The sequence below is a fragment of the Tepidanaerobacter acetatoxydans Re1 genome, from assembly GCF_000328765.2.
Taxonomy (GTDB): Bacteria; Bacillota; Thermosediminibacteria; order Thermosediminibacterales; family Tepidanaerobacteraceae; genus Tepidanaerobacter; species Tepidanaerobacter acetatoxydans.
This window is the reverse complement of sequence record NC_019954.2, coordinates 1,969,353-1,991,920: the sequence shown is the minus strand read 5'-3', so window position 1 is coordinate 1,991,920 and position 22,568 is coordinate 1,969,353. Positions and strand designations below refer to the sequence as shown.

The following is a 22,568-nucleotide window of genomic DNA, read 5'->3' as shown; positions in this document are numbered from 1 at the left end:
AATATGATGAGTATGTACCAAACAGATCCCTATAAAGGACTGTCCAGTAGAGAAATACCGCTTAAAAAGAAGCTTTTTGGGGAAAACAGGTTGGAACAAGTCAGCGGTGTTTCGGCAATGACAATTTTCATAAATCAGTTTAAAGATTTTATGATTCTTGTTTTATTGTGTGCGTCCTTAATTTCGGCTTATCTTGGAGAAATTGCGGATGCTTTAACTATTTCAGCCATAGTGATACTAAACGGCATACTAGGTTTTGTTCAAGAATACAGGACTGAAAAGTCACTTCAAGCGTTGCATAAATTGGCAGCACCTACGGCAAAAGTTATAAGAGATGGCAGAATACTTACAATACCTGCTTGCGATGTCGTTCCCGGCGATATTGTTCTTCTGGAAGGCGGTGATCGGGTACCGGCAGATGGCAATATATTGGTATCGGAAAATTTAAAAATCGACGAATCTCTTTTGACAGGGGAATCTGTACCCGTTGAGAAAATGGCAGGAACAGAGAATGAATCTCAAATCAAAATACATAGAAAAAATTATGTTTTTATGGGAACTTTGGTTGTGACCGGCCGAGGTAAGATGATAGTGGAAAAAATAGGCATGGATACACAGATGGGTAAAATTGCCGGTATGATGGGGGACATAGAAGATGAGCAAACTCCTCTTCAAAAAAGATTAGATCTTTTAGGAAAGCAGTTGATAACCCTCTGTTTGGCTATATGTGCAATAGTTGCACTATTGGGGGTTATTCGAGGTGAAGAAATATATGACATGTTTCTTTTTGGGGTAAGTCTGGCAGTTGCGGCCATACCTGAAGGACTACCTGCTATTGTAACGGTGGTTTTAACCCTTGGGGTTCAGAGAATGATACAAAAAAAGGTAATCATAAGGCGGCTTTCTGCAGTTGAAACATTAGGCTGTGCCACGGTGATATGCAGTGATAAGACAGGGACATTAACGGAAAACCGAATGAATGTAAGAAAGATGTATATTGCCAAAGAAACGATTATGGTTACAGGCACAGGATACACAAATGAAGGTGAATTTGTGACTCTTGAAGGTAAACTTTTAAAGAGTTTGCCTAAAGAAGTAAAAAAAATTTTAGAAATAGGCGTATCCTGTAATAATGCAAGAATCAACAGAGAAAAAAGCAAAAATATATTTTCTGCCTTTAGCGGTGATGAAGAACTTGTGCCTTATGGTGATCCTACGGAAGTTGCAATTTTGGTAGCGGGTTTGAAGGCTAAAATTGAGAAGGATTATATAGACCAAAAGTATGTAAGAATTAAAGAGATTCCTTTTGATTCAGACAGAAAACGCATGTCGGTAATAGCCAAATCCCAAAAGGGTGAAATCTTTCTTTTTACAAAAGGTGCACCAGATATAGTTGTATCTCTTTGTAAAAATATAGAAGACAAAGATGGAATTCGCTGCATCACCAAAAGAGATGAAAAGGACATTTTAACCGCTAATGAAGATATGGGGCGCGAAGCCTTAAGAGTGTTGGCTTTTGCTTATAAAAAGCTTTCTATAAATAATTTGCAAGATTTAAACCCTGAAAAGGGTCTTACATTTTTAGGGTTGATGGGTATTATTGACCCGCCCAGACCGGAGGCTGTTTCAGCAGTACAAAAGTGTTTTTCATCAGGAATCCGGCCCGTGATGATAACCGGAGACCATAAATCTACGGCTTGGGCGATAGCCCGAGAATTAGGCATGTTAACAAAAGACAGCAAAATTATAACCGGGCAAGAAATTGACAACATGAGTGAAAATGAACTTATAAAGCAAATTGATGACATAGCGGTTTTTGCTCGAGTTACACCTCACCATAAACTTAGAATCGTCAAAGCCTTAAAAAAGAAAGGGAATATAGTTGCAATGACCGGAGATGGTGTCAATGATGCTCCGGCTGTAAAAGAAGCCGATATTGGAATCTCTATGGGTATAAACGGCACTGATGTTACAAAAGAAGCCTCTGCCATGATATTAATGGATGATAATTTTGCAAGTATTGTGGCAGCAGTAGAAGAGGGCAGAGTAATATATGAAAATATACGAAAATTTATAAGGTATCTTCTTTCCTGCAATGTGGGAGAGATACTCACCATGGTATGGATATCAATACTTGGATTACCGCTGCCGCTGCTGCCTATACAAATACTATGGGTAAATCTTGTAACAGATGGACTCCCTGCCATGGCTCTTGGTATAGACCCGCCGGAAAAGGATGTAATGAACCGTAAGCCTCGAGGAAAAAACGAGAATATTTTTTCTCAAGGTCTTGGCAAAAAAATAATATACAGAGGTATCATTATAAGTCTTGCTACAGTAGCGGCGTTTATCATTACTAATATATATAGTCAAAGTAATCTTCAGATGGCTAGAACGGCTGCTTTTGCTACCTTGGTTATGTCCCAACTCTTATTTGTGTTTGAATGTAGAAGTGAAAAAGCCGATACTTATTGGTATAACCCCTTTAGCAATATTTACTTGACATTATCAACAATATTATCTGCAGGGATGCTTTTTGCAGTAATATACATTCCTTTTTTTCAGCCCATATTTCAAACGGTGGCACTTGAAAAAAATATACTCTTTTTGGTTTTAGGATTGGCCGGTTTGGGAGCAGTAATTTAAATATTGCTATTAGAAACCAGGAAGGAGTTTGCAGCTTTTTGTGGAATTATATAAGCAAAACGTTGGCCGAGGGGGTTGTAAAATGTCTAAAAATCTCGAATTTAATATTAATCTTTACACTGATGGTGAAATGCTTTTTAATATCTTAAAGGTGTTTATAAGAGATTATAAAGATTCAAAATGGCCTCATGAAGTTGAGCGTATGACCTTTGCCAGAGAACTGTTTAAAAAAGCCCTTGATACTTATGAAGAAGGGATTAAAGCCGATGAAGGTCGCATTCAAGAAGGATTTTACACTGATGCTGACATAAAAATCGTTAAAGAAATGAGAGGCAGGTACGATTACTGGAAAAAGAAATATGAAGAATTGGTAGGCTAGTAGAATCAAACATAAATCTTAGTCTATAAAAAACAGGATAGTATGCTTTACTATCCTGTTTCTGCATGTAATTACTATATGGCATTGATAAGCATTGTTTGATTTTCTTGCACGAATAAATGTATAAATGTATAATAGAATAGTAGTTCAAGTTAAATGTTTATTGTTGTATCGGAGGCAGTAATATGAATATGGAATTAATTAAACTCAGGGGACGCACCTACTACATTCCAGGTGCTACAAATGTGGGGGTATATCGATATAGAAACGGTTTGTGTACTTTAGTTGATACAGGTTTGGATAATACAACGGGCAGAAAAATTTTAGAAGTATTAGAAGATAACGGCCTGAAAGTAAAATATATAGTAAATACACATGCTCATCCGGACCATTTTGGGGCAAATAATTTTATAAAAGAAAACCAACCCGCTTCTCTTGCAGCAGCATCACATAAAGAAAAAATTTTCATGGAAAACAGTATTTTGGAGGGAATTGTTTTATACGGGGCATCTCCGATGCCGGGACTTTCTACTCGAGTTTTAAAAGCACGTGATACGATCGTTGATATCGAGATAACTGAAGACCATATTAATTTGGGAGATAAAAGGTTTGAGATACTGCCGTTGGAAGGCCACAGCTTTGGTCAGATAGGAGTGGCAACCGAAGACAATGTACTTTTCTGTGGAGATGCGTTTTTCAGTGAGGATAAAATAGAAAAATATCCGTTTCCATTTTTATTTGATGTTGGTGCTCATTTAGAAACATTGGAATATTTACTTGGAACTGATTATGATTACTATATACTTTCGCACTGTGACGAGCCTCCCGAGAAACCAAAATCGCTTATTCAAAAGAATATTGACAATGTGAAGGAAAATCTTGAGATTATAGCGGATTTCTTGACTCAGCCATTAACGAGGGAAGACTTGACAGAACTTATAATAAAAAAGTATGATATACCGATGAATACATCACAATATTTTATAACCATATCTTCAGTTGGTGCTTTTTTAACCTTCCTTCTCGAAAAACAGTCTATAAATATGGATATAATAGATGGGAAGATGTATTTTTATGCTTAAATTATTAGGGGAGATGCAATAAATAATGATTACCAAGAGAGATAATATCAGGAATATAGCCATAATAGCCCATGTAGATCACGGCAAAACAACGCTGGTGGACGGTATGCTCAGGCAAAGCGGTATATTCCGGCAGAATCAGAAGGTTGAAGACCGTGTAATGGATTCAAATGATTTGGAGCGTGAGCGCGGTATAACTATTCTGGCAAAGAATACGGCTGTGACTTATAATGGGATAAAGATAAACATTATCGATACTCCCGGCCATGCGGATTTTGGCGGCGAGGTTGAACGGGTATTGAAGATGGTGGACGGGGTGCTTTTGTTAGTTGATGCTTTTGAAGGACCTATGCCGCAAACACGCTTTGTCTTAAAAAAGGCATTGGCATTAAACTTACCTGCTATTGTAGTAATCAACAAAGTTGACAGGCAGGATGCACGAATTGACCAAGTACTTGATGAAATCCTTGAGCTTTTTATTGATTTAGGGGCCGATGATTCTCAAATAGAATTTCCGGTAGTCTATGCATCTGCCAGAGAAGGCTTTGCCAAAATAAATCTTAAAGATGAGTCCAATGATTTAAAGCCTTTATTTGATACTATTGTAAATTATATACCTGCTCCCGTCGGCGATAGTCAAGCACCGGTACAGGTATTAATCACTACATTAGATTATGACGACTATGTGGGCAGGGTTGCTATAGGCAGAGTGTTCAGAGGGACTATTAAGGCCGGTGATGAGTACGCATTATGTAAAAAAGACGGCTCAATTTCAAAGGTCAAGGTAAGCAATCTTTTCGAATTTGATGGCTTGAAAAGAGAAACCGCAGTTTCGGCTAGTGTCGGAGATATAGTAGCGGTTACAGGTATCGAGGATATTGAGATTGGAGAAACTATCGCAGATGTAGATAATCCGGAAGCCGTGCCTTATGTCAGTATTGATGAGCCAACACTGTCGATGATTTTCAGTGTAAACGACAGCCCGTTTGCAGGCCAGGAAGGAGAATATATTACTTCAAGACATCTAAGAGACAGATTACTTAAAGAGGCTAAAAGTAATGTGAGCTTAAGAATAGAAGAAACTGACAGCCCGGATAAATTTAAGGTTTCAGGGCGCGGCGAATTGCACCTTTCGGTTCTGATAGAAACCATGCGGCGGGAAGGCTTTGAGTTTCAGGTTTCAAAACCCATGGTTATTATAAAGGAAATAAATGGAAAGAAAATGGAACCAGTTGAATCGGTAGTTATAGATATTCCAGAGGTCTACCTAGGTACTGTCATGGAAAAAATGGGTATGCGTCATGGTCAATTGGTCAGTATGGAGAACCTTGGGGGGAACTCCATAAGATTGGAATTTGAAATTCCTACCCGCGGATTATTAGGATATCGTTCTGAATTTATCACCGATACGAAGGGAGAAGGAATTATAAATGCGGTTTTTGCAGGTTTTGCTCCGTTCAAGGGTGATATACCTACTAGAAATAGAGGGTCACTGGTTGCGTTTGAAACAGGAGAGAGCAATACCTACGGTCTTTACAATGCTCAGGAAAGAGGAACATTGTTCATTGGTCCTCAGGTAAAGGTATATGAAGGTATGATAGTAGGTGAAAATTCTAGGCCGGAAGATTTGGACATTAATGTTTGTAAGAAAAAACATATTACTAACTTGCGCTCATCAACAGCCGAAGAAACCCTGAGATTAACTCCTCCGAAGGAAATGACTTTAGAAAAGTGCCTTGAATTTATTCAGGATGATGAACTGCTTGAAGTAACACCCAAAAGCCTTCGTATGAGAAAATCCATACTCTCACGTCAGGACAGGCAGAAAATAAAGGGAAGGAACAAATAAAGGAGTTGCGCAAAACTACTTAAAAAATAGTTTCGCGCACTCTTTTTTTGCTTAAAGTATGGATTTATTTTAAAAAAATGGAAATACTAGCATTAGTATCAAATTTAGGATAAGGAGGCATGCACATGGCAAAGAAGAAGATTGAAAGGGAAAAAACGAAAAACAAGCTTATCGTAGGACAGGGAAAGCTTAAAGATGAATCAATAAATGATAATATGCAAGAAGACTATGAATTATCCGAAGAACTAACGCGAAACAAGCGTTCAAAAGAGCAGCAAAAAAAACCTAAAGAAAAGAAAATGTAAGGAAATTACATGCATTTATTAAAAGCCATTGCCCGATAAAAGATAGATTAAACTGGGGTTCCTGTAATCGGAACTTATAAAATTAAAAATTGAGTCAAAAAACCGCTAGAAAACTGATATGATACTTCCAAAGTAGACAGTCTAATTAATTAAAATTAGATTATCTACTTGGAGGTATTTTTTTATAAATTAATATTATTAATTAGCTCTTGGTATTTCAACGATCTGCTCAACCTTGAAATTGCCATATTTATCTTTTTCCTCTATGGGAACAAATTTAAATACCCTATCCCTGCCCCAAGAGTCTTTAATAACTGCTACCACCCAATCTCCTCGGCTTGATTCAAAAATATCCACAGCCGTTACTTTGCCGTAAGGAATAATCGACTTTAAGTCCTTAGAATTAATTTCCTTGCTATAAGTTTTAGATATATACTTTATTGCAAGGTCATAATTTCCATCCATTCTGGCTCTTAAGAGCGAATTTACCGCAAGGGCTCTTGCGTCTTTTATAATTTTTATGGGTTCCTCTTCAATAGGTTTTTCATAGTCAATATATCCGTCTTTAATGTAAGTTTTAGCATATCCGGTTCTTAAGAACTTACCATTACCCCACTGATAGGTGTAAGTTTCATAAAAATATCTGCCGTCATATTCCACATTAGTTATTGAAAAACTATTATTACTTACTCGAATCGAATTACCTTTACCGGAAAAAACTCGAATCATTTTCTGACCTAGGACTTTGTAAATTTCTAAATGCTGATATCCGAAAGTATCATAGGAAATTACTGCAGCTTCATATATGCCGTCGCTGTCAAAGTCTTTGTAGATTTTTTGTGTATAATAATAATCATTTGTGTAAGATACATCTGAGTAAATAATGCCCGAAGGAAATATCGTATTTTCTATGTTATAGTAAATACTGTTATCTGCCGCCAGAGCAAAACTCGAAAAAACTTGAGTTAACAACAGAACAATTATTAAAGCTAAATATTTTTTATTGAACAATTTTTTGTCCTCCTCTGATTAATCAACTTACACAGTTTATGTTAACATAATAATGTTTTATCAGTCGATGTAATTTTGAAGGAAAACAAGTAAAAAAGTAGAAAAGTATTAATAATGTGGTAAAGACAGTAAAGATTTAATCATAGTAATGCTTTAATATTGCTGAGGTTTGATGCAAATTGCTGTGTAAAAATAAATGCAGAAAGGTGCTGATATATATTGTCCGAAAATATTTCGTCAAACTCTGACAGGCTAAAACCAAATGAACTTTTAATGCTTTTGCTGGCAAATAAGGGAACTTATCTTTCTGGTGAAGATATAAGCAAGAAATTTGGTATAACTCGTTCGGCTATATGGAAACAGATAAATTCTTTAAGGGACATCGGTTATGTAATAAAATCATCTCCGCGTTTAGGCTACTGTCTGGACGAATCGCCCGATTTACTACTGCCTGAGGAGATATGGTCAAAATCTGATTTAACTGTTTTAGGCAGCAAAATTTACTATTATTCGATTACCGGTTCTACTAATGAAGATGCAAAAAAATTGGCCCGGGAAGGAGTTCCGGATGGAACTCTTGTAATAGCTGAGAAGCAACATAAGGCACGAGGGCGAATGGGGCGAGCGTGGAATTCTCCTGACGGAGGTCTTTGGCTTTCTGTAATTTTGAGACCGAATTTTGTTCCCATGGATGCACCAAAACTAACCATTATGACGGCTGTAGCTGTAACCGAGGCAATTATACAAACGACCGGAATTCATGCAGAGATAAAATGGCCTAATGATATACTTGCGGACGGGAAAAAGGTCTGTGGAATTCTTACGGAAATGAGTGCAGAAATGGATGCAATAAATCATGTAATAATAGGAGTGGGAATAAATGTAAATAATAACGACTTTCCTGACGAATTAAAGGGGATAGGCACATCTTTAAAACAAATAAAGGGAGAAAATATAAATCGCTTAGCACTACTATCAGCTTTACTAAAAAAACTTGAATATTATTATATAAAAGCTGAAAATGAAGGATTCCATGAAGTATTTGAAAAATGGCGATCATTATGCATCAATTTGGGTAAAAAAATTAATATTACAGGCAAAAATGATGTTTTTGAAGGAACCGCCATTGACATTGACGAGTTTGGAGCTTTGTTGGTCAGAACTGAAAACGGTGAAGTTGTTCGCGTATTAAGTGGCGATGTATCGCTGAGATAAAAGAATAAAACACCTTCCTGTGGTTAAAATAAAGATAACTTAGTCTTCTTATCTCCTGCACGGTAAATGTAGGATGTTTGAATATAAAACAGGAGGTGTTTTTATTGATAGAAAAAGAGAAACAAATTGAAGAAATACTACAATTTGTAACAAGACACAAGGGTTCACATGCAAGTCACAATGTATGCTCAAGGATTCTGGGCGGTGAATTTTACGGAATCGATGAGCAGGTAATAAATCAGTTGAAATCAAAACTTCCGGAAATTGACGATAATGAGATAGAATCGTGCTACTATATAATTAAGTAAGCTGTTCAGCAGCAAGAGTAGTTTTGGCAATCTCAAGCAATGCGGCTTTATTGTTCAATGATGGATTTTCTATAACCTTATCCAAGAGAATATTTAATATTTGACCGACTTGGGGTCCCGGAGAAATTCCCAGTTCCGACATAATATCTTCGCCGGTTACCGCCAAGTCTTTTATTTGGTAATCACCACATTGTTCATTTTTTATTATCTCAATATCCATAATTAATTTTTTTAATCCCGGCGAATACACCCTGTCAAAACCGCTTGCTATTTTATCTGCTACTCGCAAATCTATCAGATTGTATATATTCTCCCATCCTACTTTCGATATAAGCCTTCTGGCATCAGCTAAAGATGAGTTTTCCGTATAAAAAAACATATGGTTTTCAATCAAAAGAATCACTTTTTTTATAGTCTTATTGTCAAACCTTAATCTTTGCAAAATTTCTCGCGCAGCAGCCGCCGATTCAATCTGATGTTTGGGAAACCTCAAACCTTCTTCGCAGTTTACAGCAGTTTCAGGTTTTGAAATATCGTGCAGAAGTGCTGCAAGTCTTAAAGGCAGTGTATTCCTGATAACCTTGCAGGCGATAAGGTTATGCTCTAATACATCCACAGGTTTATTGGAATGCATGACTCCCATACCGGCCATAAGCTCAGGTATTATATAATTCATAAGGTCTGTTATGACAAGTGTTACTAACCCGTCAAAATTATAATCCGCCGTTAAAATTCTTGTAAGCTCATCGCGTATTCTTTCTTGAGATACGCCGGTAAGCTCCTTGGCATGAGATTTTAAAGCATATAATGTTGAAGCATCAATTGAAAATCCGAGCTGTGCCTGGAACCGAGCCGCCCTCATAGCTCTAAGAGGGTCCTCCCAAATTCTTCTTGTAGACCCGGTGCATTTAATTACGCCCTTTTTTATATCTTTTATTCCGTCGAATGGGTCTATAAGTTCATCATCAATAGGGTCATAAGCAATAGAGTTTATTGTAAAATCACGCCTTGCAAGATCAGTATATATGCTTCCTCCAAAAACATAATCGGGCTTTCTTCCGGGGGCATCATTGCGGAAAGGAGTTATCTCGACCTTGAATCCATCAGCAATTACCAACATGGTGCCAAAATTTCCATAAGGTTTAGCATTTGGAAAAACTGACTTTATTTCATTGGGAAAAGCACTTGTGGCTATATCAAAATCAGAATTTTGACGGTTCATTATCAAGTCCCTTATTGTGCCGCCGACGACATAAGCTTCAAACCCTGATGCTCTAAGTTTATTACATATTTTCTTTATGGCAGATGGCATGCTCATTTGAATCATAATAAAAAACTCCGAATTCATAGTATTTAAATATATTATACACTAATATACTTGCTTAACAAAGCATGGCAGGGAACAAAATATAAAAACAAAATTGTTTACATAGAACTTATATTTTTTTAACCTATTGACACCACCATATATATAATATATACTGTGTATATACGATATATACAGATTAGGAGGCACTATGTTTATACCAATTTCTAATAATGATCCGAGGCCTCTTTATGAGCAAATCTCTGAGGGAATAAAAACTAAAATATTAAGGGGCGAGCTTGTGCCGGGAGATGCCCTTCCGTCTATAAGACAGTTAGCTCAAGATTTAAAAACCAGCGTTATTACGACAAAGCGCGCTTATTTTGAGCTGGAGCAGCAAAAGCTTATTGTTACGCGCCCCGGTAAAGGCAGTTTTGTAGCGGATTATGATATGGACGAAATTGCATCTTTGAGTTTGCACAAAATCCAACAACAACTCAGAGAGATAGTTGTAGAGGCCGAAAAGACCGGGGTTTTACGTAAAGATCTTGAAAATATTTTTTATAAAATCTTGGAGGAGGAATATTGTGGAAGATAATATTTTGGAGATAATAAACCTAAATAAAAATTATGATAAATTTAAGCTGTCGGACATAAATATCACGCTGCCGCGAGGCTACATAATGGGATTTGTAGGTGCGAACGGTGCAGGAAAGACTACCACAATAAAACTTATCATGAATATGATTCGAAGGGATTCCGGTAAAATAAATGTAATGGGGAAAGACAATATAAAATATGAAATGCACATAAAAAATAAAACAGGATATGTAGGCGAACAGCCGGTTTTTTATGATGATTTGACGGTGAGATGGACAGCGAATTTTGCAGGGAAGTTTTATTCGGATTGGGATGGGGCAGCTTTTAATGAATTGTTGACAAGATTTGGTGTAGATAAAACAAAAAAAATAAAACAGCTTTCAAAGGGAATGAGGATGAAAACGGCATTAGCCATTGCACTTTCCCACCGGCCTGAGCTTCTTATACTGGATGAACCAACTTCAGGGCTTGACCCTGTTATAAGAGATGAGCTGCTTGATATATTGATGGAGTTCATTCAAGATGAAAGGCATGGAGTGTTTTTTTCATCACACATTACCTCGGATATAGAAAAAATAGCAGACTATGTAACACTTATCGACAACGGCAAGATAATCTTTTCGGAAGAAAAAGATAAAATCTTAAACCACTGGAAGTTGGTCAAAGGTGATATCAATAAATTAGATGATTATAGAGATGACCTAGCAGGTCTAAAAGTATCAAAGACAGGTTTTAGCGGTATCGTGAAAGACATGGATGCTTTTAAAGCTTGTCATGATATGTCTTTGCTTACTATAGATAAAATAAGTCTTGATGATGTACTACTGCATCTTGCAAAAAAGGAGAATCAAAAATGAGACATCTAGTTATAAAAGATCTTTATGTAAATAGGAAGTATATGTCATTTGTTTTGCTATTGTTGGCAGCTGTATTGGTTTTAAAGGGAAGCTCAGCTCCAATGGTATTATTTGGAGTGGGCATGATTTCATATGGTGTGCTTATAAGAAGCTGCTACTATGATGATAAAGATAGAGGTGACATATTCTTAAGGACACTGCCGATAAAAGCATCCACCATTGTTTTAAGTAAATACATTTTGGGTATCTCGGTATTATTTATAGTAGTAGCAATTTGCCTATTGTTTGCCATCTTGAACGGACAAAACTTGGATATCTATTTTGCAAGTTTTGCCTTCTCGATTTTAGCTATAAGTGTTATCTATGCCATTTACCTGCCGATATTTTTTAAGTACGGTTATGTAAAGGCTGCAACCTTTCAATCAGTATTGTTTATTATAATTATGGCAGTTTCTTTCGGCTTTAAAGAATTAATAAATATTACAAATTTCCCAGTGTCGGTTAATCAATTGCATCGGTTTCTTACTCCTCTAATCAACTTTATCAATGAGATTTCAAGGAGCAATATAATATTATTGCTGACACTTTCTGCAGTATCACTTGTTATACTTGCAGTATCGGCAACACTTTCTATAAAATTTTATGATGCGGGAAAATGAAAGGGCCATCACTTTACAGCTCATAACTTTTTAAAAGTCCTCATCGCAATTACTGCCTCATATGTTATAATAAACCAAGAGGTAAATTGTAAGGAGGTCGTGCATAATGATATTCTCATTGCTTATGTTTTTAATCATAGCTATGCTTTTCCCGTATTTGTTTATACCTATATTGATTTTTCTGGGTATAGGTTTTTTGTTTTTACTACCATATGTTGTTGTATTCAATTCCTTTTACAATATAATTACCATACCATGGCAGATCATAAAGATTGCTTCAGACCGTAGAATTAGAAAAAATCACAGCCTAGAGCACGCCACTATAAATGTGCTGGAGCAAAGATACGGAAGACCTCTGCAGGCAGGGGGGTTAGCGTATTCTAACGGATTTTCCCTTTCAGGTCCTGACCTTCCGCCAATTTACGAAGTTATGAGTGCAGTTAAGGAAGCACAATTTCGCATGATAAACGGCGAAAAGGAATTGGCCATTCATCCCAGATGCGGGACTTCTATTGCGGCAGCAAACTTCCTATTTTCCCTGGTTTTTATAATCGTGCTTTTTTCTTCACATCATTTATCCTTATTAAATGTAATACTTGCATTTTTGCTTGCTAATCTTTTGGCAAAACCCTTTGGGCGAGTTCTTCAAAAGTTTTTTACGACATATCCCGAAGTAGAAGATGTGGTTATACAGGATGTCTACGTACAAGCACAACATGATATGATTCCTTTTTTGACAATAATAAATCCAAATCGCTCTTACTTTATTAAAACATATCAGCTTAAATAAGGTTAATTAATAAGCGATAAGAATCAAAATGAGGACAAATGATATTATTTCTATCAAAGCAATTTTTATATCAGGATTAATCAACCCGTTGTATAATATGCCGTAAAATGATAAAATTAAGAAATGTTAGTGGCCGAAATAAATAAGAGAGGTGAAAACATGATTATGGATAAAGATACAGTTGGACGTATGGCCGATATAGCTCACATGTATATCTCTGAGGAGGAAAAAAGCAGAATTTCAAAAGAGCTAAGTTTCCTATTAGAATGTTTTGATAAACTGAACCAAGCTGATACTGAAGGGGTCATGCCCACAATTCATCCAATAACGGATAGAAATATTCTCAGAGAAGATGTGGTTTGGGAGAGCCTTCCTATAGAAGAAGTCTTAAAGAATTCTCCTGACAAGGACAACAGATTTTTTAGAGTGCCCAGGATAATCGAAGAATGAGAGATTTATGATTGGAGGCAGTATGTTGAAACTTCATGAACTTACGGTTAATAAGGCAAATGAACTTTTAAAGAAAAAGGAAATAAAGTCTGAAGAACTGACGAGTGCCCTTTTCAATAGGATAGACAGCACTGATGGCCAAATCAAAGCTTATGTCACACTTGATAAGGATAGAGCTCTTGAAACGGCCAGGTTGGCAGATGAGAAGGCCGATTTTATGCAGCCGCTGACCGGAATTCCAATGGCTGTAAAGGATAATATTTGCACAAAAGATTTAAAGACTACCTGCTGTTCAAAAATGTTAGAGAATTTTGTGCCACCTTATGATGCAACAGTAATATCAAAATTAAAAGATGTAAATGCCGTGATTTTAGGAAAGACTAATATGGATGAGTTTGCAATGGGCTCTTCTACTGAAAGCTCATTTTTCCAAGTGACAAAAAACCCATGGAATCTTGAATGTGTGCCAGGAGGCTCCTCCGGAGGTTCGGCCGCTGCTGTGGCTGCTGACGAATCCCTGTATGCCCTTGGTTCTGATACAGGCGGTTCAATAAGGCAACCTGCTGCTTATTGTGGCGTAGTAGGCTTAAAGCCCACCTATGGAAGGGTTTCCAGATTCGGAGTGTCGGCACTTGCTTCAACTATGGATGCAATAGGCCCTATTACAAAGGATGTTACAGATTGTGCTATTGTGCTTTCCGCTATTGCAGGCATTGATAGCTTTGATCCGACATCGTCGGATATATCGGTAAGTGACTATCTTAAATGTTTACATGATGAGTTAAATGGCATAAAGATAGGCATACCTAAAGAATTTTTAGATAATGCTGTGATTGACAAAGATGTAAAGGATGCTTTTTTAAATGCAGCTAAGATTTATGAAAAACTCGGTTGTGTTTGCGAAGAAATAAGTCTTGCAAATGCAGAGTATGCATTATGGGCGTACCACATTACCGTTGCGGCCGAGTCAAGCTCTGAGTTAGGTCAGTATGATGGTATCAGATATGGACACCGTGCTGCAAAATATGAGGATTTAAAAGACCTTTACAAAAAAAGTCGAGGCGAGGGTTTTGGCACTGAAGTTAAGCGGCGTATCATATTAGGTACATATCTATCAGATGCACAAAACTATGACAAATATTATCTGAAGGCTCAAAAAATCAGGACACTCATAAAAAAAGATTTTGAAAATGCTTTTAATAAATATGATCTTTTAATAACTCCTACGGTTCCCACCACGGCCTTTAAAATTGGAGAAAAAATCGATGACCCGCTGAAAATGTACATGAACGATTTATATACAACCCCGGTGAACCTTGCAGGCCTTCCTGCCATATCTATTCCATGTGGTTTTTCAGATGGCTTGCCCATTGGTCTTCAGATTATAGGTAAAGCATTTGATGAGGCATCAATTTTACGCGCTGCATATGCTTTTGAGCAGAATACAAGCTACCATGAAAAGCGGATAAAATGGGAGGAGGGTTCTAGTGATGAACTATGAGACTATTATAGGTCTTGAAGTACATGTAGAGCTTTTAACAAAAACAAAAATATTTTGCGGCTGCAGTACCGAATTTGGCAAAGAACCGAACAGCCACTGCTGTCCGATTTGTCTCGGGATGCCGGGGGCCCTTCCGCTTATGAACAGGAGTGTTGTAGAATATGCTGCTAAAGCCGGATTGGCTCTTAACTGTGATATAGCCGAGCTTTCCAGATTTGACCGGAAAAACTATTTTTATCCCGACCTTCCTAAAGCCTATCAAATATCTCAATACTATATTCCACTGGCAAGAAATGGATATATAGAGATTGAGCCTAATGGTCAAAAAAAGCGTATAGGTATAAGAATCATGCATATGGAAGAGGATGCCGGCAAATTAATCCATGAAGAGGGGAGCGCCTATTCCCTTGTGGATTTGGACAGGGCAGGTGTGCCGCTTGTTGAAATAGTATCAGAGCCTGATATGCGGTCAGCAGAAGAAGCGTGGCTTTACTTAAATAACCTGAAAACAATACTTTCATATATTGAAGTGTCTGACTGCAAAATGGAAGAAGGCTCTTTAAGATGTGATATAAATATTTCTCTTAGACCGGAGGGCTCCAAAGAATTCGGAACAAAAGTCGAAATTAAGAACCTGGGTTCTTTCAGAGCCGTAAGACGTGCGATAGAATATGAAGAAAAGCGTCAAAAAGAAATTCTTGAAAGTGGCGGAAGTATTACTCAGGAAACTCGCCGCTGGGATGAGGTGCAAGGTATTACTACTTTTATGAGAGGAAAAGTGGAGAATCGATATTCGCCTGAACCCAACCTGGCGCCCATTATCATAAAAGATGACTGGAAAGAGGAGATACGCAGCAAAATTCCCGAACTGCCCAATGCACGAAAAGCAAGGTTTATGCAGGAATACAGTCTCCCGGAATATGATGCCTCAGTTATTACCGCATCTAAAATCTTGGCAAATTTCTATGAGGAATGTGTAAAATATTATCATGATCCAAAGGTAGTCAGCAATTGGGTTATGGTAGAATTGATGAGTATATTGAATGAAACAGGGCAGGGCATCAAAAATTTAAAATTTACTCCCAAGCAATTATCAGATATGCTTGTGATGATTGACAAAGGCACTATCAGTGGTAAAATAGCAAAAGATGTCTTTAGGGATATGTTTGAAACAGGGAAATCCCCTGAGGATATAGTAAAAGAAAAGGGCCTTATTCAGATTTCGGACGAAGCCGAACTTGAAAGTATAGCACAAAAGGTTATAGATAATAACCCTAAATCAGTTCAGGATTATAAAAACGGCAAGCAAAAAGCACTGGGCTTTCTTGTGGGTCAAATAATGAAGGAGACAAAAGGTAAAGCAAACCCACAAATGGTAAATACCATATTAATTCGACTCTTGGGTTAAAAAATGATTTATAGATTTATTTTCAGAGGCTGTAGTGAATGGCCTCTTTTTTCAAATTTTGATTTTAATATAGAATCCATTTTCCTAAGTGGCGGTCATTAACCGCCTGCTGTAATTATTAAATCTAAAACAATATATTGATATTCCTAGGCGGGAATTAACTTTTTACAGTTAATTAATTTTAAGCAAGCAATTTATGTTTTGTAATGATAATTAGATTAATGCCATGTTAAAAACTAATATAGCAAATATGAAGGATTTTTTGATTAATTATCGAATAATTAAATAAGTAATATGGTAATATCATTGTCTTAAAAACACGTTCAAGTCAGCTATTACTCGATATGGATTGTTCTTATTAATACTTACAGCTGAAAGGTCATCATCCTCTGTTAGATAAAACAAAACTATCGGAGGAATAACTGTAGCCTTATACAATATCATATAAATGAGCAAATTTTGAGGGGGGGGAATTTTCTTACAAAATATAAAAGATTTATCGGGGGATTTAGCAAGTTAATGCAAAAGTTAAATATTCTAATTCTATTAGGAGGGGATTTAGTGTTAAAGAAAAGTTTAATAGTAATGCTTGCTTTGTTGATAGCTGCGACAGCTTTGGCAGGGTGTGGACAAAAACCGGCCGAGCAGGGTAAAGAGGAGCAACCCCAGAAAGAAGCATCTAAAATTCTCAGAGTAGGTATTATATCAAACCCACCCAAATTAGACCCGGTCTTTGCTACAGATACATCTTCCGCTAGGGTGATCTACCAGATTTTTGAAACACTTGTGGATTATGATAATGATGGAAATGTACAGCCGCTTTTAGCGGAATCCTGGGATATTTCCGAAGATGCATTAGAATATGTTTTCCATCTTAGAAAAGGCGTTAAATTCCATAGTTCAGTTGCGGGAGAACCAACTGCTAACGGTGGTCGCGAAGTAACTGCCGATGACTGGATTTGGTCCTTTAATTATATATTAAATCCGGACACCAATTCACCGAGAGCGTATTTCTTGGACATGATTAAGGGTTATGAAGACTATCAGAAAAAGAAAACCGAGCAAATTGCTGGAATTTCCAAGGTCGATGATTATACAATAAAAATAGAGCTGGATTATCCCTTTGCACCTTTTCTCAGCGTTTTGGCTTACAATACCTTTAATGTTCTTCCTAAAGAAGATGTGGAAAAGCATGGAACGGATCAATTTAATTTCCACCCCGTAGGCACAGGTCCGTTTAAATTTGAGGAATGGATACAAGATGATAAAATTGTGCTTTCTAAAAATGAAAATTACTGGGCAAAAGATGAAAATGGCAATCAGCTGCCCTATCTTGACGGTGTAGAATTCGGCATAGTTACAGACTTGGCAATGCAGTGGACCGAATTCGGCTTAGGCAATTTTGATATAATCGAGGAAGTTGATGACCCGTATTATCATGAAGCTAAAGAGATGCCGAACTTTATTGAAAGAGCGGAACTTGCCACATATTACTACGGATTTAATCTTACAATGGCCCCATTTAAGGACAATAAACCGCTGAGGCAGGCTTTCAACTACGCTATTGACCGTCAGGGCTTAATAGACATAGTAAGAAACGGCAGAGCTCTTCCTGCATCCGGTGCTCTACCGCCGGGGATGATGGGATATGATGAGAGTATTGAGCCCAAGTATACCTATGATGTAGAAAAAGCGAAAGCATTGCTTAAGGAAGCCGGATATCCCAATGGCATAAAAGTTGAGCTTACTTATAATACCAGCGATGCTCATAAACGAATAGCCGAAGCACTGCAAGCTCAATTTAAGCAGACTGGTATTGATGTTAGTTTAAAAAATATTGATTGGGGAGCTCTACTTGATGCTGCCGACAGGCTGGAGATGCCGTTCTTCCGCATGGGGTGGACGGCCGACTATCCTGATCCCGACAATTTCCTGTATGTACTCTTGCATTCCGATAATATCGGCCCAAATGGAAACTATACAGGATTTAGCAACAAAGATTTTGATGAAATTACAATGAAGGCAAGAACTGAAACGGATCCTGCCGTGCGTGAAGAACTTTATAAAAAGGCTGAGTCAATAGCTCGAGAAGAGGCACCGTGGTTATTTATATATCATTACACCACACATGGTCTAGCTCAGCCCTATGTTAAAAATATGAGAGTGCCTTTCTTTGGTGCATATTCACTTAAATATACCAATTTGGATATAGAAAAATAAAAAAGTCTAAGGCATGGCTTCCTTTTGAAAAGGAAGCCATGCACAAATATATTGCAGAGCATCCTAGATCTGAGGAGGGAAAAGAATTTGCTGAATTATGTCATAAGAAGGCTTGTAGGAGCAATTCCGGTATTGGTAGGCGTCATTGCCGTAGTATTTATACTCACTACAATTGTTCCGGGAGACCCTGCAAGAATTATGATGGGGCAGAGGGGGAATCCTGAAACTATTGCAAAAATACGACATGAAATGGGACTTGACAAACCACTTCCAATTCAATTTTTAGATTTTATGAAAAATGCGCTTACATTGAATCTTGGCAAATCTTATAGAAATAATATGACAGTGGTAGAGGCAATAACTACAAGGATTCCGGTTACATTTAAATTAGCATTTTTTGCTATGGTAATAGCAATCCTTGTTGGTGTTCCGCTGGGAATTATTTCAGCGGTAAAGCAATACTCATGGATTGATTATGGGGCAATGTTTTTTGCCATTCTTGGAATATCAGCTCCTGTTTTTTGGGTGGCACTGCTGGCTGTGGTGCTTTTTTGTGTAATACTGGGCTGGATTCCCGGCACCGGCACGGGAAACGGGGAGTTGATTTATTATGTGCTTCCGTCAATTGTTCTGGGATTAAGACCGGCAGCTCTCATTGCAAGACTTACCCGTTCAAGCATGCTGGAGATAGTCAGACAAGATTATATACGAACTGCCAGAGCAAAGGGACTGTCTGAGAGGGTAGTTATAATGAGGCATGCCCTGCGCAATGCATTAATCCCGGTAGTAACCGTCATAGGTATAGAGGTAGCAAGCCTTTTAAGCGGTGTGGTAATTACAGAGCAAATATTTTCATTGCCGGGCATAGGAAGGCTCAGTGTTGAAGCTTTAACAAATCGGGATTTCCCGGTTATACGCGGAGTTGTGCTGTTTATGGCATTTATTTTTGTTTTAGCAAATCTTATTGTCGATCTTTCTTATCCATTTTTTGATCCGAGAATAAAGTACGATTGATAGGGGGATGAGTTATGGAAACAAAAACAGAAAAACAAAAAGAAGAAAAGAATATCAATCAAAAAATGGAAGGTCGCAGTCTTTGGGCAGACGGATGGATTAGACTTAAGAGGAATAAACTGGCCATGTTTGGGATGTGGCTTATTATAATAATCTGTTTAGCTGCAATTTTCGCACCATATATTACCAGGTATGACCCTAATGAACAGTTTATTTGGACAGAGGGCCCCTCTGCCAAACTCGTTCCGCCTTGTTCCAAATACTGGTTTGGAACTGATGTATATGGTAGGGATATTTACACCAGAGTAATTTACGGGGCGCGAATCTCTCTACAGATAGGATTTGCAGCAACGGCCATATCAGTTATAATCGGTGTAATACTTGGGAGTATAGCGGGCTACTACGGTGGTATCATTGATGATTTTATAAGTTGGCTTACAAATGTAATTTTTGCATTTCCTTTTTTATTATTTGTTTTGGCATTGGTAGCGTATTTGCCGCCCAGTCTACCCCTGCTCTACATGGCCATAGGCGTTATTTCATGGGCGTCCTTTGCAAGGGTTGCAAGAGGTCAAGTTATTCAACTTAAGGAGATGGAATTTGTTGAAGCTGCAACAGCCATCGGTAGTCACGACAAAAGGATTATATTTAAACATATACTGCCAAATATTTTAGCACCTATTATAGTTCAAACTACCTTGGAAATTGGCAGTATAATTATGCTGGAATCATCCCTCAGCTTTTTAGGTTTTGGAATTCAACCGCCAAAACCTGCCTGGGGATATATGATAAGTGAAGGAAAACAGTATTTTCTTTCCGGTCAATGGTGGTGGTCTGTTTTCCCCGGATTAGCTATTATGATATTGGTTTTAGGATTTAATCTTTTCGGCGATGGTCTGAGGGATGCTCTTGATCCCCGGCTTAAGCAGTAAGGAGGGATATCGTGTCTGAAAATTTAGTTGAAGTAAAAAATCTAAAAACCTATTTTTATACTGAAGACGGCGTAGTTCCGGCTGTTGACGGAGTTGATTTTAAAATTAAAGAAGGAGAAACGTTGGGAATAGTTGGTGAGTCAGGATGCGGCAAAAGCGTTACATCCTTGTCTATTTTGAGGCTTATTCCCAGCCCTCCGGGGAAAATTGTGGATGGGGAAATACTCTTTAGGGGAGAAAACCTCTTACAAAAATCAGAAGCTGAAATGCGTAAGATTCGTGGAAATGACATATCCATGATATTTCAAGAACCTATGACATCGCTGAATCCGGTTTTTACCGTAGGGGAACAAATTGCTGAAGCCATAGAGCTGCATCAGGGTTTAAACAAAAAGCAAGCAATGGATAAAACTGTTGAGATGTTAAATCTTGTCGGCATACCATCGGCGGATAAAAGAGTAAATGATTTTCCTCATCAAATGAGTGGTGGCATGCGGCAGAGGGTAATGATAGCCATGGCTCTTTCTTGTAATCCGTCGCTGCTTATAGCTGATGAACCTACAACGGCCCTAGATGTTACCATCCAAGCTCAGATATTGGAATTGATGAAGGATCTGAAGAAAAGATTAAATACCTCCATCATGCTGATAACTCATGATTTGGGTGTAGTTGCTGAAATGGCTGAAAACGTTTTAGTTATGTATGCTGGCAAAGTAGTAGAATATGCAGATGTCAGGACTATTTTTAAAGAACCGAAACACCCATATACTATTGGCCTTATGGGGTCTATTCCACGGCTGGACCAGCCTAAAGAAAAGCTTTATGTCATAGAGGGAACCGTTCCGAACCCTTTTAATATGCCTAAAGGCTGTCGGTTTCATCCTAGGTGTCCCGAAGCCAGAGAAATATGTGTTACTAAGGAACCTGAGCTTATAACCATCAACGGTCATCAAGTGTGTTGTTGGAAATATTGCAACGAGTGGAAGGGGGCGGAATGAGTGGACTCTAGTCAGAATAAAATACTTGAAGTTAAAGGCTTAAAAAAATATTTTCCAATAACCGGGGGATTGCTTCGCAAGACCGTAGGTTATGTAAAAGCCGTAGATGGAGTAGATATCTTTATAAAGCGCGGAGAAACTTTAGGCCTGGTTGGAGAAAGCGGTTGCGGTAAATCTACTTTAGGTCGGGTTATATTGAGGCTAATAGATGCAACTGAGGGTGAAATCATATATGAGGGTCAAAATGTTTTAAAACTTACAAAAAGTCGTATGAGAGAAATGCGCAAAAAAATGCAAATAATATTTCAGGACCCATATGCATCGTTGAATCCACGTATGACAGTGGGAGATATTATTGGCGAACCCATGGATATTTTTAATTTGGCAAAAGGACGGGAAAAGGAAGAAAAAGTTCTTGAGCTTTTAAGTGTTGTCGGATTGGATATCCAGCATATAAGACGCTATCCCCACGAATTTTCCGGAGGTCAGCGCCAGAGGATCGGAATAGCTAGAGCATTGGCCGTGGACCCGGAGCTTATAATATGTGATGAACCAGTTTCAGCACTTGATGTTTCAGTGAGATCGCAAGTGCTGAATCTTATGCAGGAACTCCAACAAAAATTTGAGCTTACCTATTTATTCATATCACATGATTTAAGTGTGGTAAAACATATAAGTGATAGAGTTTGTGTTATGTATTTAGGTAAGGTCGTAGAGGTATCGGATAAAAATGAACTATACGATAACCCGCTTCACCCTTATACTAAAGCACTTCTTTCAGCAATACCCATTCCTGATCCTGAAGTTAAAAGAGAAAGGATAATTTTAGAAGGTGATGTACCGACACCGATAAATCCTCCGCAAGGTTGCCGCTTTCATACGAGATGTCGATATGCCATGCCAATATGCAGTCAGCAGGAACCGGTTTTAAAAGATGTTGGCAAAGAACACTTTATTGCATGTCATTTATACTAATTCTTATCAAATGTCTAATTTAATATTGAAAGGTATAAGCGCTATATGCTACAATCAGGTCAT

Annotated in this window: 21 protein-coding genes; 19 read left to right on the top strand and 2 right to left on the bottom strand. The window is 37.8% G+C overall.

Going from position 1 to position 22,568, the window contains the following annotated elements:
* The first annotated feature begins 6 nt into the window (after positions 1-6).
* The 5 genes from TEPIRE1_RS09570 to TEPIRE1_RS09550 all read left to right on the top strand — a co-directional run bounded on the left by TEPIRE1_RS09570 (position 7) and on the right by TEPIRE1_RS09550 (position 6,261).
* Positions 7-2,646 (top strand): cation-translocating P-type ATPase, encoded by a 2,640-nt coding sequence (locus TEPIRE1_RS09570; protein WP_013778971.1) that lies wholly within the window; start codon positions 7-9, stop codon positions 2,644-2,646.
* Between the two features lie 82 nt (positions 2,647-2,728).
* Complete coding sequence (locus TEPIRE1_RS09565) at positions 2,729-3,025, top strand: hypothetical protein (protein WP_013778970.1); 297 nt, start codon at positions 2,729-2,731, stop codon at positions 3,023-3,025.
* A 185-nt stretch (positions 3,026-3,210) separates the two neighbouring features.
* Positions 3,211-4,107: an MBL fold metallo-hydrolase gene (locus TEPIRE1_RS09560; protein ID WP_013778969.1), complete on the top strand. Its 897-nt coding sequence runs from the start codon at positions 3,211-3,213 to the stop codon at positions 4,105-4,107.
* A gap of 25 nt (positions 4,108-4,132) precedes the next feature.
* Positions 4,133-5,956, top strand: a complete 1,824-nt coding sequence (gene typA / locus TEPIRE1_RS09555) for a translational GTPase TypA (RefSeq protein WP_013778968.1) — start codon at positions 4,133-4,135, stop codon at positions 5,954-5,956.
* Positions 5,957-6,081: 125 nt separating this feature from the next.
* Positions 6,082-6,261, top strand: coding sequence for a hypothetical protein (locus TEPIRE1_RS09550; RefSeq protein WP_013778967.1), 180 nt, complete (start codon positions 6,082-6,084; stop codon positions 6,259-6,261).
* Between the two features lie 198 nt (positions 6,262-6,459).
* On the opposite strand, the gene TEPIRE1_RS09545 is transcribed toward TEPIRE1_RS09550, so the two are convergent.
* Positions 6,460-7,272 (bottom strand): hypothetical protein, encoded by an 813-nt coding sequence (locus tag TEPIRE1_RS09545; RefSeq protein WP_013778966.1) that lies wholly within the window; start codon positions 7,270-7,272, stop codon positions 6,460-6,462.
* Between the two features lie 219 nt (positions 7,273-7,491).
* On the opposite strand from TEPIRE1_RS09545, the gene TEPIRE1_RS09540 reads away from it, so the two are divergent.
* Together TEPIRE1_RS09540 and TEPIRE1_RS09535 are read left to right on the top strand one after the other, a co-directional pair.
* The gene (locus tag TEPIRE1_RS09540; protein WP_013778965.1) at positions 7,492-8,487 is read left to right on the top strand and encodes a biotin--[acetyl-CoA-carboxylase] ligase; all 996 of its coding nucleotides are present in this window, start codon (positions 7,492-7,494) and stop codon (positions 8,485-8,487) included.
* A gap of 104 nt (positions 8,488-8,591) precedes the next feature.
* Positions 8,592-8,795, top strand: a complete 204-nt coding sequence (locus TEPIRE1_RS09535; protein WP_013778964.1) for a hypothetical protein — start codon at positions 8,592-8,594, stop codon at positions 8,793-8,795.
* Here TEPIRE1_RS09535 and TEPIRE1_RS09530 read toward each other — a convergent pair.
* Positions 8,788-10,122 carry a CCA tRNA nucleotidyltransferase gene (locus tag TEPIRE1_RS09530; RefSeq protein WP_013778963.1) on the bottom strand — a complete coding sequence of 445 codons (1,335 nt, stop codon included), beginning with the start codon at positions 10,120-10,122 and terminating at the stop codon, positions 8,788-8,790. The genes TEPIRE1_RS09535 and TEPIRE1_RS09530 overlap by 8 nt on opposite strands.
* A gap of 190 nt (positions 10,123-10,312) precedes the next feature.
* On the opposite strand from TEPIRE1_RS09530, the gene TEPIRE1_RS09525 reads away from it, so the two are divergent.
* From TEPIRE1_RS09525 to TEPIRE1_RS09470, 12 genes are all read left to right on the top strand, one after another.
* Entirely contained in the window at positions 10,313-10,699 is a 387-nt protein-coding gene (locus TEPIRE1_RS09525) for a GntR family transcriptional regulator (protein ID WP_013778962.1), read from the top strand.
* Entirely contained in the window at positions 10,689-11,558 is an 870-nt protein-coding gene (locus TEPIRE1_RS09520) for an ABC transporter ATP-binding protein (protein ID WP_013778961.1), read from the top strand. Before TEPIRE1_RS09525 ends, TEPIRE1_RS09520 begins: the two co-directional genes overlap by 11 nt.
* A complete protein-coding gene (locus TEPIRE1_RS09515; protein WP_013778960.1) occupies positions 11,555-12,217 on the top strand; it encodes an ABC-2 transporter permease in 663 nt (220 codons plus the stop codon). The genes TEPIRE1_RS09520 and TEPIRE1_RS09515 overlap by 4 nt, the downstream gene beginning before the upstream one ends.
* Before the next feature lie 106 nt (positions 12,218-12,323).
* Positions 12,324-13,007 carry a DUF6391 domain-containing protein gene (locus tag TEPIRE1_RS09510; RefSeq protein ID WP_013778959.1) on the top strand — a complete coding sequence of 228 codons (684 nt, stop codon included), beginning with the start codon at positions 12,324-12,326 and terminating at the stop codon, positions 13,005-13,007.
* A gap of 159 nt (positions 13,008-13,166) precedes the next feature.
* On the top strand, positions 13,167-13,457 hold the full coding sequence (gene gatC, locus TEPIRE1_RS09505; protein WP_013778958.1) for an Asp-tRNA(Asn)/Glu-tRNA(Gln) amidotransferase subunit GatC: 291 nt from the start codon (positions 13,167-13,169) through the stop codon (positions 13,455-13,457).
* Positions 13,458-13,479: 22 nt separating this feature from the next.
* Positions 13,480-14,958, top strand: coding sequence for an Asp-tRNA(Asn)/Glu-tRNA(Gln) amidotransferase subunit GatA (gene gatA / locus TEPIRE1_RS09500; RefSeq protein ID WP_041591442.1), 1,479 nt, complete (start codon positions 13,480-13,482; stop codon positions 14,956-14,958).
* A complete protein-coding gene (gene gatB, locus TEPIRE1_RS09495) occupies positions 14,948-16,366 on the top strand; it encodes an Asp-tRNA(Asn)/Glu-tRNA(Gln) amidotransferase subunit GatB (protein ID WP_013778956.1) in 1,419 nt (472 codons plus the stop codon). Before gatA ends, gatB begins: the two co-directional genes overlap by 11 nt.
* Positions 16,367-16,927: 561 nt before the next feature.
* Complete coding sequence (locus tag TEPIRE1_RS09490) at positions 16,928-18,586, top strand: ABC transporter substrate-binding protein (protein ID WP_013778955.1); 1,659 nt, start codon at positions 16,928-16,930, stop codon at positions 18,584-18,586.
* 87 nt (positions 18,587-18,673) lie between these two features.
* Positions 18,674-19,600 (top strand): ABC transporter permease, encoded by a 927-nt coding sequence (locus TEPIRE1_RS09485; RefSeq protein ID WP_013778954.1) that lies wholly within the window; start codon positions 18,674-18,676, stop codon positions 19,598-19,600.
* Between the two features lie 14 nt (positions 19,601-19,614).
* Positions 19,615-20,532: an ABC transporter permease gene (locus TEPIRE1_RS09480; RefSeq protein ID WP_013778953.1), complete on the top strand. Its 918-nt coding sequence runs from the start codon at positions 19,615-19,617 to the stop codon at positions 20,530-20,532.
* A gap of 11 nt (positions 20,533-20,543) precedes the next feature.
* Positions 20,544-21,530, top strand: a complete 987-nt coding sequence (locus TEPIRE1_RS09475) for an ABC transporter ATP-binding protein (protein ID WP_013778952.1) — start codon at positions 20,544-20,546, stop codon at positions 21,528-21,530.
* On the top strand, positions 21,531-22,505 hold the full coding sequence (locus TEPIRE1_RS09470) for an ABC transporter ATP-binding protein (protein ID WP_013778951.1): 975 nt from the start codon (positions 21,531-21,533) through the stop codon (positions 22,503-22,505).
* Positions 22,506-22,568: the final 63 nt, after the last annotated feature.

What these genes read in the sequence shown, in the direction of transcription:
- TEPIRE1_RS09515 (WP_013778960.1), top strand. Translation starts at nt 11,555, where the DNA reads ATGAGACATCTAGTTATAAAAGATCTTTATGTAAATAGGAAGTATATG.
- TEPIRE1_RS09510 (WP_013778959.1), top strand. Translation starts at nt 12,324, where the DNA reads ATGATATTCTCATTGCTTATGTTTTTAATCATAGCTATGCTTTTCCCG.
- gatC (WP_013778958.1), top strand. Translation starts at nt 13,167, where the DNA reads ATGATTATGGATAAAGATACAGTTGGACGTATGGCCGATATAGCTCAC.
- TEPIRE1_RS09565 (WP_013778970.1), top strand. Translation starts at nt 2,729, where the DNA reads ATGTCTAAAAATCTCGAATTTAATATTAATCTTTACACTGATGGTGAA.
- TEPIRE1_RS09570 (WP_013778971.1), top strand. Translation starts at nt 7, where the DNA reads ATGAGTATGTACCAAACAGATCCCTATAAAGGACTGTCCAGTAGAGAA.
- typA (WP_013778968.1), top strand. Translation starts at nt 4,133, where the DNA reads ATGATTACCAAGAGAGATAATATCAGGAATATAGCCATAATAGCCCAT.
- TEPIRE1_RS09560 (WP_013778969.1), top strand. Translation starts at nt 3,211, where the DNA reads ATGAATATGGAATTAATTAAACTCAGGGGACGCACCTACTACATTCCA.
- gatA (WP_041591442.1), top strand. Translation starts at nt 13,480, where the DNA reads ATGTTGAAACTTCATGAACTTACGGTTAATAAGGCAAATGAACTTTTA.
- TEPIRE1_RS09480 (WP_013778953.1), top strand. Translation starts at nt 19,615, where the DNA reads ATGGAAACAAAAACAGAAAAACAAAAAGAAGAAAAGAATATCAATCAA.
- TEPIRE1_RS09530 (WP_013778963.1), bottom strand. Translation starts at nt 10,122, where the DNA reads ATGATTCAAATGAGCATGCCATCTGCCATAAAGAAAATATGTAATAAA.
- TEPIRE1_RS09525 (WP_013778962.1), top strand. Translation starts at nt 10,313, where the DNA reads ATGTTTATACCAATTTCTAATAATGATCCGAGGCCTCTTTATGAGCAA.
- gatB (WP_013778956.1), top strand. Translation starts at nt 14,948, where the DNA reads ATGAACTATGAGACTATTATAGGTCTTGAAGTACATGTAGAGCTTTTA.
- TEPIRE1_RS09550 (WP_013778967.1), top strand. Translation starts at nt 6,082, where the DNA reads ATGGCAAAGAAGAAGATTGAAAGGGAAAAAACGAAAAACAAGCTTATC.